The sequence below is a fragment of the Pantoea sp. AG702 genome (assembly GCF_003182295.1).
In the GTDB taxonomy this organism is placed as follows: Bacteria; Pseudomonadota; Gammaproteobacteria; order Enterobacterales; family Enterobacteriaceae; genus Pantoea; species Pantoea ananatis.
Genome location: NZ_QGTU01000006.1, coordinates 19,970 through 34,128, shown reverse-complemented (window position 1 = coordinate 34,128; position 14,159 = coordinate 19,970). Strand labels below are relative to the sequence as shown.

The window sequence follows — 14,159 nt, the reverse complement described above, 5'->3', positions numbered from 1 at the left end:
TCCTTATGCGCCCAGGTTGGCTGGCAGCGGCGCTTTCAGCCACTCTTCGGACATTTTATTCAGCGTGCCGTCTTTAATGCCCTGCTCGATCAGCGTATTCACTTTGTCTTTCAGCGCCGGCTCGTCTTTCTTCAATCCGATATAGCACGGAGAGTCTTTCAGCATAAATTGCGCAACAGGGGCTTTTGCCGGGTTCTGACGCGTAATGGCCGCGACCACAAGGTTACCCGTTGCCACGTACTGCACCTGGCCGGAGAGGTAAGCGGATAAGGTGGTGTTGTTATCTTCATAACGTTTCACCTGCGCATCCTTAGGGGCTACCTCACTCAGTACCATGTCCTCTACCGCACCGCGGGTGACGCCAACAGATTTACCGCTCAGTGCTGCGGCATCCTTCAGATGATCGCCTTTAGGACCGAAAACGCCCAGGAAGAACGGCGCATAGGCCCGGCTAAAGTCGATCACCTTTTCGCGTTCCGGGTTTTTCCCCATGCTGGAGATCACCAGGTCAACTTTGTCCGTTTGCAAGTAAGGTACGCGGTTCGCGCTGGTGACCGGCACCAGCTGCAACTTAAGTTTCATCTGCTTAGCCAGATACTTCGCCATGTCGATGTCATAGCCCTGGGGTTGCAGATCGGTTCCCACTGAGCCAAACGGCGGGAAATCCTGCGGTACCGCAACCCGCAGCACGCCGCGTTTCTGGATATCCTGCAGTTGATCGGCCAACACGTTGCCCGCCTGCACCATCAATACTGCCGCTGCTGCGACCGCCATCAGAACTTTTTTCATTATGCACCCCGGTGAGATTATGTGAAACAAAAGATTCTTATTGAAGGCATTCTGCAACTAATGTGCCAACGCGGACGCACGCTGAAAAAAGCGACTTAATGGCTGCTAAGCGCTATTTATAGCGATACAGAGGCATCAGACGTTGCCCCGCAGGACGTTCCAAAACGGGGCAAAGCACCAAAACGGTGCCTGTTAACGGTGCTCCAGCTCGTCAAGCTGGTGATAAAGATCGGCAATATGGTGAATGCGCTGGCGTCCGTCTGACAGCAGTTCATGCAGCAAGGCATTGGCAAGCAGGTTGATCAGGCTCATGGCCGACGCGTAACTGTCAAACGCTGACACGCTGTCCAGTGGTGCGCAAAACTGCCAGCGCGCCAGGGCGATAACGCTCTGCGCCTGAGGCTCGCACAGCGCCAGCACGGGAATAGCGGCGCTTTGCAACTGCTGCATCAGCGGCTGGATAATGCGGGTGCGCCGCCGGAAGGCGATAACCACGACCATATCCTCAGGCGTTATATCCACCAGGTCCTCGGCCAGCGTCTGTCCCGGCTGGGGCAGGATATGCACCTGCGAACGCGTCTGGATCAGCTGTTGGCGCAGGTGCAGCGCCACCGGATAGGCATTGCGCATGCCGACAATGTAGATACGTTTCGCCTGAGCCAGTTGAGCGATCACCTCAGTAAACTGCCGGGCATCAATGCTGTTTACCCACTGTGTAAGGTTGGCCATCTCCTGCTTGTAATGGCGCGACAGTAAGGTATTGCCCTGCACGGCATCGCGGTTATCCGTTAGCGGCATCCCGCTCTGGCGCAGGGTACGCAGCTCATCGCGCATATCTTTGTACTTGTCATAACCGAGCCGTTTAAACAGCCGGCTGACGGTCGCTTTTGACACGCCGCTCAGGCGCGCCAGCTCGGCGCTGTTATAGCTAATCAGATCGTCGAAGTGGTCAAAGATAAAGTCGGCAATGCGCTGCTCCTGCGGCGAAAGCTGGGGGTAATGGGTTTTGAGCCGTTCATCAAGCTGTTTCATTCAGGTCCTGTAACTTTTGTTTCAACCGCGGGGTTTAACAGAAGCTAGCATAATTTGGGCCAGATGAACCGGTTCCGATCCTTAGCGACGATAAAAACTGGAACGGCTCTTGCTTAGTTATTGGTTCTGTACCCTGAATAACACAATGAGAAGAGCATGATTCAGAGCAATATGGCCCCGCTGGGCATGGCGGTAACGCCTCATCATCTGGCCAGTGAAAGTGCGCTGGCGGTGCTGCGTGAAGGCGGCAATGCGATTGAGGCCATGGTGGCCGCTGCTGCGACTATTGCCGTCGTCTATCCGCATATGAACGGCCTGGGCGGGGACGGTTTCTGGCTGATAATGCCGGGTAAGGGCGACCCTATTGCTATCGACGCCAGCGGCAGAGCGGGTTCTCTTGCAAATATCGACTTCTATCAGGGTGAAACGCAAATTCCACATCGCGGGCCAAAAGCCGCATTAACGGTGGCGGGCACGGTGAGCGGCTGGCATGAGGCATTGGCGCTGTCAGCCGAGCTCGGCGGCACGCCCCTGCCCCTGGCACGATTACTGCGTGACGCGGTGCGTTACGCGGCAGACGGCATTCCGGTCACGGCCTCGCAGGCCTCGGCCACCCGCAGCAAGCGCGAAGAGCTCCAGCATCAGCCCGGCTTTTCCGCCCTGTTTTTGCCGGACGGAGATGTTCCGGCGGAAGGCAGTCGTTTCACCCAACCCGATCTGGCGCGCACGCTCAGTCTGTTAAGTGAAGAAGGGCTGGAAAGCTTTTATCGCGGCACGCTGGCGCACCATCTGGCAGGCGAGATGGTCAACCTGGGCATTCCCGTTACCCTGGCCGATTTACAGCAGCAGCGGGCCAGTCGGGTCAAGCCGTTGCATGTCAGACATAGCGAAGGCGATATCTGGAATATCACACCGCCGACGCAGGGGCTGGTTTCTCTGGCGATCCTGGGCATTACCGATCATCTGGATATGGCGAATGCCGATGAAGCACAAACCATTCACCGCATCGTTGAGGCGACAAAAAAAGCGTTTGCTTTACGCGATCGGCACATCACCGATCCTCGTCATGTGGTGGACGATCTGCAGGCGCTGCTCGACAGCGATCTGCTCACAACGATCGCCAGCCAGATTGATGATAACCGCGCTGCGCCATGGGGAACCGGACGAGGCCCCGGCGATACCGTCTGGATGGGCGTCATGGACAGCAGCGGCCTTTCCGTCTCTTTTATCCAGAGCATTTATCATGAATTTGGCAGTGGCGTGGTGATGCCCGGCACCGGGATCGTCTGGCAAAACCGCGGGGCGGCTTTCAGCCTCGATCCCGATCACCTGCTGGCACTCGCCCCGGGTAAACAACCTTTCCACACGCTGAACCCTGCCGCAGCGCGCCTGAAAGACGGCCGGACGATGGTATATGGATCCATGGGCGGTGACGGACAGCCCCAGACCCAGGCTGCCATTTTTACCCGCCATGTGATCCAGCGCCTGCCGCTGCAACAGGCGGTCAGCGCACCCCGCTGGCTGTTGGGCCGAACGTGGGGACAGACCTCGGATTCCCTCAAGCTGGAGAGTCGCTTCGCGCCAGAAACGCTGGAGCGGTTACGTCAGTTAGGCCATGAGGTGGAGTCACTTCCGCCATTCAGTGAAGTCGTCGGCCATGCAGGTGCGATTGTTCGTCACAACAACGGTATGTTCGAAGGCGCAAGCGATCCGCGTAGCAACGGCAGCGCCGCCGGTTTTTGACAGGAGTACGTTATGAATCACATTGAGTGGGCAACCTATATCGCCCAAATGGAACACATTCTTCATCTGGAGCTGGACGACGCACGCCGTGCAGCCCTGCTGGTCCAGATGACGCGCATTGCCGATATGGCGGCCCCGCTGATGGCTTATCCGCTGGACGATCGTCTTGAAGTTGCAGGAGTGTACAACGCATGAGGCTGAGCGAGGTTTCCATTCAGGCACTTCAGCAGAAGATTCAGCAGGGAGAGATCAGTGCGCGCGAAGTGGCGGAGCAGACGCTGACCGCGATTGAGAAACAGAATCCGCAGCTTAATGCCTGGACGGATATCACTTCAACGCGAATGTTGCAGGAAGCGGATGCGATTGATAAACAGCGCCTGCGCGGTGAGATGTTACCGCCGCTGGCGGGCATTCCCTATGCGGTAAAAAACCTGTTTGATGTGCAGGGTTACTCAACCCTGGCTGGGGCTGAATTATTTGGTCAGCGCCCGGCAGCCAACCGTGACGCCTTTGCCATCACCCAACTGCAACAGGCCGGCGCCCTGCTTTCTGGCATGGTGAATATGGATGCCTATGCCTACGGTTTTACCACTGAAAACAGCCACTATGGCGCCACGCGCAATCCGCATGATCTGGCGCGGATCGCCGGGGGATCCTCCGGCGGTTCAGCGGCAGCCGTGGCGGCCGGACTGGTGCCTTTCTCGCTGGGCACGGATACCAATGGATCGATACGCGTGCCGGCTTCCCTGTGCGGCATCTTTGGCCTGAAGCCAACCTTTGGTCGCCTGTCCCGCAGCGGTAGCCATCCGTTTGTCGCCAGTCTGGATCACATCGGTCCCTTTGCACGCCGCGTTGACGATCTGGCGCAGGTTTACGATCTCCTGCAGGGTAAAGACAGCATGGATGCCTTTCAGGCCGATCGGCCTCAGGCACCCACGCGGCCTCAGTTGGAACGGGGGGCACAGGATTTGCGCTGTGCGGTTCTGGGCGGCTTCTTTTCGACGTGGTGTGATCATGATGCCCGTAACGCGCAGATTCAAATCGCGACCGCGTTGCAGGCTAGTGAGGAAGTGATTATGGCGGAAGCCGAACTGGCCCGCTCAGCCGCCTTTATTATGACCGCGTCAGAAGGCGGCAATCACTATCTGCCGGCGCTGCGTCAGCAACCTGAACGGTTCGAACCTCATTCCCGTGAGCGCCTGCTGGCGGGCGCGATGCTGCCGGGTGCGTGGTATGTGCAGGCGCAACGCTTCCGCCGTCATTTCCAACAGCAAATACTGCCGTTATTTGATCGGTTTGATGTCCTGATCGCCCCCGCCACCCCTTGCAGCGCGCCGCTGATAGATCAGGAAACTATTGCCATCAACGGGCAGAACTTGCCGACCAAGGCCAGCATGGGCATGTTAACCCAGCCGATCTCTTTTCTCGGCCTGCCCGTCTGTACTGTTCCACTGGCCACGGCAAGCGGCTTGCCGATTGGCGTGCAGCTTATCGGTGCGCCGTTTAACGAACAGGCGGTATTACGAGCCGCCTTTGCCCTTGAACAACAAGGTCTGACATTTTCGCCTACCTGTATGGCTGGAGCCTGATGAATACTGAAGAGATTAACCACCCCGACGTGCTGGATGCCGTAACCGCCGCCTTTTACCGTTACGAACAGGCGCTGACGGGCAACGATATTGCCGTTCTGGATGAGCTGTTCTGGCACGATGCCAGAACGGTGCGGCTGGGTGCCGGAGAGAATTTATACGGCATTGATGAGATTCGCGCTTTCCGTGCCGCCCGTCCTTCGGCGGGGCTGGATCGCACCTTACAGAACACGGTGATCACCACCTTTGGCGATGCCTTTGCCGTGTGCAGTACCGAATTCACCCGTGCAGGCACGGAGAAAATTGGCCGTCAGCAACAAACCTGGGTGAAATTCCCCTCAGGCTGGCGCATCGTCGCGGCCCAGGTCAGTCTGATGAGTTAAACCGAACCATTGCGCCAGAGGCAAGGATGCCTCACCTTCATGCTGGTCGATCATCGCCCCGGTGACCAGTGCAGGCCCCTCAGGAAAGCGAGGCAGCATCCCCGGCTGGCTTTCCGGCGGGACCGTGCTCTGCCGCGCGTTCCCGCAGCCAGGCAATCATCTCTTCACTTCCCTCCTGGCTGGTTGTCCGCGCAGGCCAGGCAAGATAATAGGGTTTACTGAGCGGCAGACATAAGGAATCGATCGCCACCAACTCACCCCGGGCCAGTTCCCCGGCAATCATGTGACGTTGCCCTAACAGCATCCCCGCGCCTGCCACCGCCGCATCAATCGCCAGTGAGGTCAGATTAAACGTCAGGCCGGGCTGCGCCACGGGCTCAGGGAGTCCTTTTGCCTCAAACCACGCAGGCCAGTCCGGCAGAAAACGTCCCTCTTTCCCCCAGTCGAGATGAATCAACGGAGCCTGGTTTAATCTGTCTGCGGCAGCAAAGGTATTGATCAGCGCGGGGCTGGCGACCGGAAAAACCTCATCATGGAACAGATACTGTTTGTTCAGCCTGGGATAGGCCTCTTCCCCAAAGCAAATAACAAAATCAGCCGGGGTTTTACTGAAGTCCACGTCGGCGTGCGTGCCATGAAGAGAGAGGCCGACATGCGGGCAGCGCGCTCGCCAGTCAGACAAATGCGGCAGGACCCATTTTGATGCCAGTGCGGGAAGCGCATACAGCGTAAGCTGAGCGGCGGTATCTTTTCGCCCGATATTCCGTTGGCCAAGCTGCAGTATATCGAAGGCTTCCGACACGTAGCGGAGATACTGCCTGCCCATCTCAGTCAGCATGACACCATGCTGAGTCCGTAAAAACAGGACGCAGCCAAGGTGATCTTCCAGCTGACGAATCTGCTGGCTCACCGCGGCTGGCGTCAAGGCCAACTGCGCTGCCGCCTTTGTCAGGCTGCCGGTTTCCGCAGCGACCTTAAATGACTGAATAACGTTAATTTTAGGCAGGCGCAACGACGGCGTGGGCATTAAGGCTTCCTTATCAGGGTCTTAAATATTTATTGGTATTCAGTACAATCGGGCCTCGTTACAGTGATGACTAAATAATCACGCGTAGGAAATAAACGATGTCTGAATCTCTGGTACGCACTGACTTACATCCTCTGTCCAGTCACGCCTGGCGTCAACAGTGTCGGACGCAACTTCATCAGCAGGGCGCGCTGGTGCTGCGCAATTTTTTACAGCCCGCCGCCTTAGCGGCCATCGTCGCAGAAGGCGATGCGCAACGCCACCGTGCTTACCATACCCAAAGTAAGCATAACGTCTACCTGATGAAAACGGACCCTGCGTTTAGCGATACGCATCCCAGGAACCGCGAAGTCAGTAGCACTAAGGGCTGTATTACTGATGACGTCATCGCGCTGGATTCTCCGCTGCGTCAGCTCTACGACGATGCACTTTTTCAGTCTTTTTTGTGTGAGGTGCTTGATGAAGAGGCGTTGTATCCCTACGCCGATCCTTTGTCGTCCATTAACCTTCACTATGCCTCGCACGGGAAAGAGCTGGGATGGCATTTCGATAACTCGTCGTTTGCCATCACGTTACTGGTGCAGAAACCAACCGGCGGCGGGCGGTTTCAGTATGTGAAAGATCTGCGGGATGCCGATGCGGGCGAGATGAATTATCCGGGCGTGGCCGACGTGCTGGATGAACAGCAGCCCGTCGAAGAGCTGGCAATTGAAGCCGGTGACCTGGTACTGTTTCGCGGACGTAATTCCCTGCATCGCGTGACGCCTACCGAAGGCGACGTGACCCGGATGCTGGCGGTGCTGGCTTACAATACCGCGCCCGGCATCGCCTTGTCTGAGACGGCCCGGATGACATTTTACGGTCGGTTGTAAACGGCACCGGCGAGCGGATGGGCTCAGGCCACACGGGGCGTTCCGCCCTGCGTGGCTTAATCGGTCGCGTTTACAGACGTGACCGCATCCACTGGCGCAGATTTTTTAACATCGTCATACAGCGTTCAAGCTGTTCAACACTGACAAACTCATCTGCTTTGTGTCCCTGTTCCATACTTCCCGGCCCACAAACCAGGGTCGCTATTCCCATCTCGTTAAATAACCCGCCTTCGGTGCCAAAGGCCACCGTGGTGAAGTCGTCTTGCCCACTCCACTGCGCCAGCCAGCGGGCAAAGTCGGTCTGCGGATCCGTCAGCAAGCCGGGATAGTCGCTCAGCGGCTGAAAGGCAATGTGACATACCGGATCAATGCGCTGCATTTCAGGCATCAGCTCAGCTTCGGCGAAGTGGCGCACACTGTCATACAGGTTCTGTATATCCGTATCGGGCAGCGTTCGCCACTCCACATCAAACTGGCAGGTTTCAGGCACAATATTGAGTGCTGTTCCGCCCTGAATCGTGCCCACCTGCAGCGTGCTGTAGGGCGGTTCGAACCGTTCATCACGTTGCTGCCTGAGCGCCGCTTCCTGATGCAAAAGATGCGCAATTAGCCGCCCGGCATAGTGAATCGCGTTGACGCCCTGGTGCGTATAGGCGGAATGACAGGCAAGGCCCTGTACCCGGCAGCGCACCGCCCGCTTTCCCTTATGTCCGTAAACCGGCTGCATGCCGGTCGGCTCACCCACGATACACATCGCGGGCTTTGCCGCTGAAGCATTGAGCATCGCCACCAGCGAGCGCACGCCCAGGCAGCCGACCTCTTCGTCATAGGAAAAAGCAAGATGTAAGGGCATGCGGAGGGGCTGTTGCAGAAAGTCATCCAGCGACGCCAGCACGCAGGCAATAAAGCCTTTCATGTCGGCGCTTCCCCGGCCATAACATCGCCCGTCACGCTCCGTCAGGGCGAAAGGCGGGACGGACCAGTTTTGTCCCTCAACCGGCACCACGTCCGTGTGCCCCGACAGCATGACCCCGCCCTCGCCGTCCGGCCCCAGACGCGCATACAGATTGGCTTTTTTACCGCTGTCGTCATGCAGCCACTGCGTCGTCACGCCTCTGTCAGTCAGGTAGTCGTCAATAAACTGAATCAGGGCCAGATTTGACGCCCGGCTGGTTGTGTCAACGGCCAGCAGTGAGGCCAGAAGCGCCCGTAAACGATCATTCATCGCCGGGCACGCCATAGGAGGGAGCCTCACGCGGATCCAACGCGCGCGTGACATAGGCTTCCATCTGCGGTTCATAGGCAAGCCACAGTTGCGTCAGTTGTCCGACAGGATCGCCTTCTGTCCAGTCGATGCGCAGATCCACCAATGGCCAGGTGTAGTCATCCACCAGTTTGAGCGCGGCAGAATGTAACGGTCCGGCTTCTCCGCCCGCCGCTACACCGGCCTGAAGGGCCGCAAGCAGCCTGCTGGCCAGTTCACCGGAGGCCGCAGCAAAAGCCGCACACATTGCTGCCGTCACGCCTTTGTCCGCCAGCATATTACCTGCGGCGATACAGTTTTTTCCTTCAGCCACGCTCCAGATCCCCAGGGTTTGGCTGCCACTGAAAAACGCCGTATTCCCCTCGATATCGATTGCGGCGACCTGACGGTAGTCACTGAATCTGTCTTCAGCCAGCGCCAGCTTGAGCGCCACATCGAGCGCGCGGCCCTGATCCAGATACACCAGAATCTGCTGCCCCAGAGAAGGCAGCGTAATGTTCTGGCTGGATACGGCCCCCACACCAGCCTGCAGCCAGGGGCAGCGCGCGCCCACGGCGATGCTGGATGAACTGATGGCGATGCCAAGTTGACCGGTTTCTTCACAACGTGCCGTTACCGATAAGGTCATTGGGTCGCTCCACCTTTCCAGTCATCCGGAATCACCGCAATGACATCTATTTCCATCAGCCACTGCGGCTGCGCCAGAGCTGAAATCACCAGACCGGTCGAGACGGGGAAAACGCCTTTGAGCCATTTTCCCACTTCACGGTACACCGGCTCGCGATAGCGCGGATCGATAATATAGGTGGTGGTTTTGACGATATGCGACAAGTCGCTTCCTGCCTCTTCCAGCAGTTGCTTCACATTTTTCATCGCCTGCGCCGCCTGTGCAGCCGGATCGCCCAGACCAATCAGATTGCCGTCGAAGTCAGTGCCGACCTGGCCCCGCAGATACACCGTGTTACCTGCACGCACGGCCTGGCAGAGATCGTTGTCCAGCGTTTGATTGGGATAGGTTTCTTTGGTGTTAAACATCCGAATACGTGTATGGGTTGGCATAAAGACAGTCTCCTGGTTCAGTTTTCTGAAGCGGCACGGTAATCCTGATACTGGCGCTGGATAGCAATATGGTCGGCGACATATTTTGCGTCATGCCACACGCCCCAGATAAACGAGGACCCCCGGCGCGACTGCCAGGGAAGCCCGAGAAAATAGAGCCCGGACTCGGTGGAAACGCCGCGTTGATGAACGGGTCTGCGCTTCTCGTCAAAGGCGTTAACCTTCAGCCAGCTGTAATCGGTGGCATAGCCCGTTGCCCAGATGAGGGTGGTGATCCCTGCGCGGACGAGATTGAGCGACTGCACAGGATGCGAGACGCTTTCCGGATCGGGCAGAAACGCGCGCGCGGCCGGATCCTCGGGCAAATCGAGGCCATGCCGTTTTACCCAGGCATCTGCCGCGTCAAGCAGGGATAAATAGTTTTCATCACCCGAGGCGATGTTTTGCGCCAGATCGGGCTTAAAGGTCACGACATCACCGGAAAAGCGCTCCGTTAACCCGACCAGGTTGATGCCCTGTTCCGCCAGCCTGCGAAAGTCAACGGTGTGGCCGCCTCGCGCGCCGCTGACCGCAATGGTGACGTGCTCTTTACCCGGTTGACTGGCAGCAGCATCCCACAGGCCGAGCACACCTAACCACCAGCAAAAATCCCGGTTGCGATAACGGCGCGGCGGCCGATCGTGCGGCCCAACAGAGAGCCAGACGTCTTTTCCTGCACGCTGCAGCTCATCGGCAATCTGCACCCCTGACGAGCCCGCGCCGATCACCAGCACGCCGCCTTCAGGCAGTTGTTGCGGGTTGCGATAGTCTGCTGAATGCAATTGAGTGAATCCCGCATCCGTGGGCGCAATCGCGGGGATAATGGGCTTCTGAAAGGGGCCTGTGGCAACGACCACGCGTTGAGCGACGAGCGGGCCTTCAGAGGTGAGGACATCGAACCCGCTGCGCCCGGCACGGGGCGCCACGCTGATGACCTCGACGCCGGTCTTGACAGGGGCTTTAATGTGTTGCGCATAGGCTTCAAAATAGTCCGCGATCTGTTCTTTAGGCACAAAGCTGTCGGGATCTTGCCCCGAAAACGTCATGCCGGGAAACCGGTCGTGCCAGGCCGGGCCGTTGGCGACCAGCGAATCCCATCGGCGGGTCCGCCATGCCTCAGCAATACGTTTTTTTTCCAACACGCAATGCGGAATGCCGAGCCGCCCCAGATGCTCGCTCATGGCGATACCGGCCTGTCCTGCCCCAATCACCAGGGTGTCTGTTTCTTGCTCTGTTATTGTCATTCCACCATCCTCAAGCCCGCCGTTTCAATGACGTGTTCCTGACACGCGATAGCGCCAAGACTATTTGAGGCAAGTGAATGGGTAAAATATTATAAAGCTAATATCTGAATAAGAAATTAATAAGCAAAGGATGTGCAGCCGATTATTATGGCCACCCAACGATTACAACGCGGAATGACTCAACACCGTGGTCAAAAATACTTTTCCTTTTCTTACCGAACTGCACGATAAATGCACCCTGCTTTTCACGCCGTCGGCCCTAATGCACTATTCTGGCAATAGTCCATAAAAAGTTTTGTTGGGCGCGTCGGTTCATTATGACTTAACCAGGCCATGATTAACGTCGAGGCTTCCATCTCATCTTCAATATCAATCTGCGCAAGTTTTTCACCGTCATAAGTCATATCCGTGTAAGGCCGGGTGACCAGCACGGAAAAGCCTAATCCCTGCCCCACCATGCACCGTACCATTTCGATGGAGGGCGAACTGTAGGCAACCTGCGGGTGATAACCTTTGCTTTTGAAAATATTGATGAAGTAATTCCTGCTGGGTACAGCATCCAGTAAAATCATGGGTTCCTGACTCAGCTCACGCAACGTGACGAGGGATTTTTGCGCCAGCGGATGCTTTACTGGCAAGAGCGCATAGGGTTTATGCGGCGCGTTCAACGCCGCTTTTTGTATCGTGTTATCCAGCTCAAGATCGTACAGGAAAGCCAGGTCGAAACGTCCGCGATGGAGCCCGTGCATCAGTTCATGCTGCTCGCCATCGTAAAGTTCAATGGTGATGCCGGGATAACGCTTTTTGAAGCCCGCAATCAGTTTTGGCATGTACAGCGGTGCCGCAGATTCGAAGCAACCTATTGCAATCGTTCCTGAAATCAGCGTGTTATCTGCACGTGAATTTTGCTCAAACTCATGTGTCAGGCGTAACAGCTCCTGGGCTTTTTCATAAAAACGGCGGCCACCGGGCGTCAGAGAAACCCCTTGAGCATGATGACGGATCAACAGCTGCTGATCGAAGGCGTCTTCCAGATTTTTAATGGAGACAGAGATAGAGGGCTGTGCGATATGCAGCTGGCGCGAAGCTTCAGCAATGCTTTCTGTCTCTACGACGGCGACAAAATACCTGAGCTGTTTAAGTGTAAAGCGACTCATAGCGTTACCTCTGTTTTTTATGGCTAACCGGAAGCCTTGCTTCGTTTTCGACTAAGTAGCGCTGCAAATGCTGTGCCACATCACGTTCAGTTAGCCTGCGTGCCCTTTATTCAAAAATACCGCCCGCCTGTTTTTTTAGCGGCAACCGATCGCGACGCTCAAAAAAAGAAATTGCACCAATAACTCTCACGTTGCGTCTTAATGATCAGCGCCCTGCCCTAAATAAGCGCAAAAAGGGAAGCAATACGCTAATTATTCCCCTGTGATATTAAAAAACACGTCATTTAAAAAGGCAGATAGCCATTGGATAGTTTTTTTAAAATCAGAACCAAAGAAATTACTAATTGCTATCGTTCCCGTCATGCCGCCATAGTGAATTACAGAATTAAATGACTAACCCTCTTCTGTTTAATGTGAGCAAGCCCATGACATTTAACTGGAACTATATGTTCAGTCTGTTTAGCGACGCTAACTTTTGGCTGGCGACCTGGACCGTCATCAAACTGAGCCTGCTGACCTGGGGAATGAGCATTATCGCGGGATTTATTCTGGCGCTGGCCAAGCAGTCGCGCCATCCCTTGTTGACGCTGCCTGCCCGATTTTATATCTGGCTCTTTCGCAGCCTGCCCTTACTGGTTCTGCTGATCTTTGTTTACAACCTGCCTCAGGCAGTGCCCGCCACGTCGGCGATATTGAGCGATCCGTTTTGGGCCGGGTTTATTGCGCTGACCATTTGTGAGAGCGCCTACATCGCGGAGATTCACCGCGGTGGGCTGCTGTCAATTCCCAGGGGCCAGAGCGAGGCTGCCCGGGCACTGGGACTACGCTATGCCGGTATTCAGTGGCGCATTATTATTCCGCAGGCTCTGCGTGTGGCCTTGCCAGCGCTGGCGAACGAATACATCGCGATCGTGAAGCTGACGTCGCTGGTCTCTGTTATCTCACTTACCGAAATTTTGATGGTCGGCCAGCGGCTTTACTCGCAGAACTTTCTGGTCATGGAAACCATGGCTGCCGTGGCCTTCTATTACGTGCTGATCGTCACCGTCTTTGATTTCCTGTTAAAGCAGCTGGAGCGCTATCTTGACGTCACGCAGCGTCAGCCTTCCGGCAAACCCGATGCGCAACTGTTCGACCTCGCACAACGCACGGCAGTGAGCCCGGTTCGTCAGGCAGTGCACGACAGCGGGCCAGCGTTGCAGGCCCTGCGTCTTCACAAGGCTTACAACAATGTTGAAGTACTGGGCGCAGTGAACCTGCAGATCCACGCTGGTGAGGTGGTCTCGGTGATCGGGCCTTCAGGCTCGGGAAAAACCACGCTGATTCGCCTGCTCAACGGCCTGGAGCAGATCGATAACGGTGAGATTCGTATTAACGGAAAACCTTTTATTCACCTTCGTCAGCAGGGAGAACAACGTAAGCCACGCTTCATTGAGCATACCGAGCACCGCCTCAACATTGGGATGGTTTTTCAGAGCTTCAACTTGTTCAGCCACCTCAACGTTATGGATAACCTGATGCTGGCACCGCGCTATCACAAGCTCGCGCCCACCCAGGCCTTAAAGCAGCAGGCCGCCGCGCTGCTTTTCAAAGTCGGCATGCTCGAACATGCGTGGAAATACCCTCATCAGCTCTCCGGTGGTCAGCAGCAACGCGTGGCTATCGCACGCGCCTTAATGATGCGCCCCCAAATCATGCTGTTCGACGAACCCACGTCAGCGCTGGACCCTGAAAAAGTGAATGAAGTCCTTCAGGTGATTGAAGCCCTGGCAAGCGAGGGCATCACCATGGTGATCGTGACCCATGAGATGAACTTTGCCTTCAAAGTTTCTGACCGAATTGTCTTTATGGAAAAAGGACGCGTGGTCTGTGACGACGCACCCCAGGCGCTGCGCGATGGCCAGCATCCGCGCGTGGAAGCATTTCTGAAGGATGTCTCGCTGGCGTAACGATGTATTCAA

Annotated in this window: 14 protein-coding genes; 6 read left to right on the top strand and 8 right to left on the bottom strand. The window is 56.4% G+C overall.

From position 1 onward, the window contains the following. Window positions 1-3: 3 nt before the first annotated feature. On the bottom strand, window positions 4-789 hold the full coding sequence (locus DFO57_RS16025) for a transporter substrate-binding domain-containing protein (protein WP_014592993.1): 786 nt from the start codon (window positions 787-789) through the stop codon (window positions 4-6). 192 nt (window positions 790-981) lie between these two features. After that, window positions 982-1,821, bottom strand: a complete 840-nt coding sequence (gene hpxU, locus DFO57_RS16020) for a MurR/RpiR family transcriptional regulator HpxU (RefSeq protein ID WP_013024751.1) — start codon at window positions 1,819-1,821, stop codon at window positions 982-984. Between the two features lie 156 nt (window positions 1,822-1,977). Between hpxU and DFO57_RS16015 the strand changes: the two genes are divergently transcribed. Genes DFO57_RS16015 through hpxZ form a run of 4 tightly spaced genes read left to right on the top strand, consistent with a single transcriptional unit; the run spans window position 1,978 to window position 5,536 of the window. Continuing rightward, the gene (locus tag DFO57_RS16015; RefSeq protein ID WP_014606518.1) at window positions 1,978-3,564 is read left to right on the top strand and encodes a gamma-glutamyltransferase family protein; all 1,587 of its coding nucleotides are present in this window, start codon (window positions 1,978-1,980) and stop codon (window positions 3,562-3,564) included. Between the two features lie 12 nt (window positions 3,565-3,576). Continuing rightward, window positions 3,577-3,759 carry an oxalurate catabolism protein HpxX gene (gene hpxX / locus DFO57_RS16010; RefSeq protein ID WP_013024749.1) on the top strand — a complete coding sequence of 61 codons (183 nt, stop codon included), beginning with the start codon at window positions 3,577-3,579 and terminating at the stop codon, window positions 3,757-3,759. After that, window positions 3,756-5,153 (top strand): AtzE family amidohydrolase, encoded by a 1,398-nt coding sequence (locus DFO57_RS16005; protein ID WP_110015520.1) that lies wholly within the window; start codon window positions 3,756-3,758, stop codon window positions 5,151-5,153. Before hpxX ends, DFO57_RS16005 begins: the two co-directional genes overlap by 4 nt. Beyond that, complete coding sequence (gene hpxZ, locus DFO57_RS16000; protein ID WP_110015519.1) at window positions 5,153-5,536, top strand: oxalurate catabolism protein HpxZ; 384 nt, start codon at window positions 5,153-5,155, stop codon at window positions 5,534-5,536. Before DFO57_RS16005 ends, hpxZ begins: the two co-directional genes overlap by 1 nt. Window positions 5,537-5,615: 79 nt before the next feature. Here the strand turns inward: hpxZ and DFO57_RS15995 are convergent, their stop codons facing one another. Beyond that, window positions 5,616-6,563, bottom strand: a complete 948-nt coding sequence (locus tag DFO57_RS15995) for a LysR substrate-binding domain-containing protein (protein ID WP_064373249.1) — start codon at window positions 6,561-6,563, stop codon at window positions 5,616-5,618. A 98-nt stretch (window positions 6,564-6,661) separates the two neighbouring features. On the opposite strand from DFO57_RS15995, the gene DFO57_RS15990 reads away from it, so the two are divergent. Next, window positions 6,662-7,435 carry a 2OG-Fe(II) oxygenase family protein gene (locus DFO57_RS15990; RefSeq protein WP_024471622.1) on the top strand — a complete coding sequence of 258 codons (774 nt, stop codon included), beginning with the start codon at window positions 6,662-6,664 and terminating at the stop codon, window positions 7,433-7,435. Window positions 7,436-7,505: 70 nt separating this feature from the next. Here the strand turns inward: DFO57_RS15990 and argE are convergent, their stop codons facing one another. From argE to DFO57_RS15965, 5 genes are all read right to left on the bottom strand, one after another. After that, the gene (gene argE, locus DFO57_RS15985) at window positions 7,506-8,675 is read right to left on the bottom strand and encodes an acetylornithine deacetylase (protein ID WP_072136451.1); all 1,170 of its coding nucleotides are present in this window, start codon (window positions 8,673-8,675) and stop codon (window positions 7,506-7,508) included. Beyond that, window positions 8,653-9,327: a DUF1028 domain-containing protein gene (locus tag DFO57_RS15980; protein ID WP_110015518.1), complete on the bottom strand. Its 675-nt coding sequence runs from the start codon at window positions 9,325-9,327 to the stop codon at window positions 8,653-8,655. The genes argE and DFO57_RS15980 overlap by 23 nt, the downstream gene beginning before the upstream one ends. Then, window positions 9,324-9,758 (bottom strand): RidA family protein, encoded by a 435-nt coding sequence (locus DFO57_RS15975; RefSeq protein ID WP_013024742.1) that lies wholly within the window; start codon window positions 9,756-9,758, stop codon window positions 9,324-9,326. The genes DFO57_RS15980 and DFO57_RS15975 overlap by 4 nt, the downstream gene beginning before the upstream one ends. Window positions 9,759-9,775: 17 nt before the next feature. Next, entirely contained in the window at window positions 9,776-11,041 is a 1,266-nt protein-coding gene (locus DFO57_RS15970) for an NAD(P)/FAD-dependent oxidoreductase (RefSeq protein WP_014606525.1), read from the bottom strand. A 245-nt stretch (window positions 11,042-11,286) separates the two neighbouring features. Beyond that, window positions 11,287-12,198, bottom strand: a complete 912-nt coding sequence (locus DFO57_RS15965) for a LysR substrate-binding domain-containing protein (RefSeq protein WP_015700906.1) — start codon at window positions 12,196-12,198, stop codon at window positions 11,287-11,289. A gap of 425 nt (window positions 12,199-12,623) precedes the next feature. On the opposite strand from DFO57_RS15965, the gene DFO57_RS15960 reads away from it, so the two are divergent. Continuing rightward, complete coding sequence (locus DFO57_RS15960) at window positions 12,624-14,147, top strand: amino acid ABC transporter permease/ATP-binding protein (RefSeq protein ID WP_014606526.1); 1,524 nt, start codon at window positions 12,624-12,626, stop codon at window positions 14,145-14,147. Window positions 14,148-14,159: the final 12 nt, after the last annotated feature.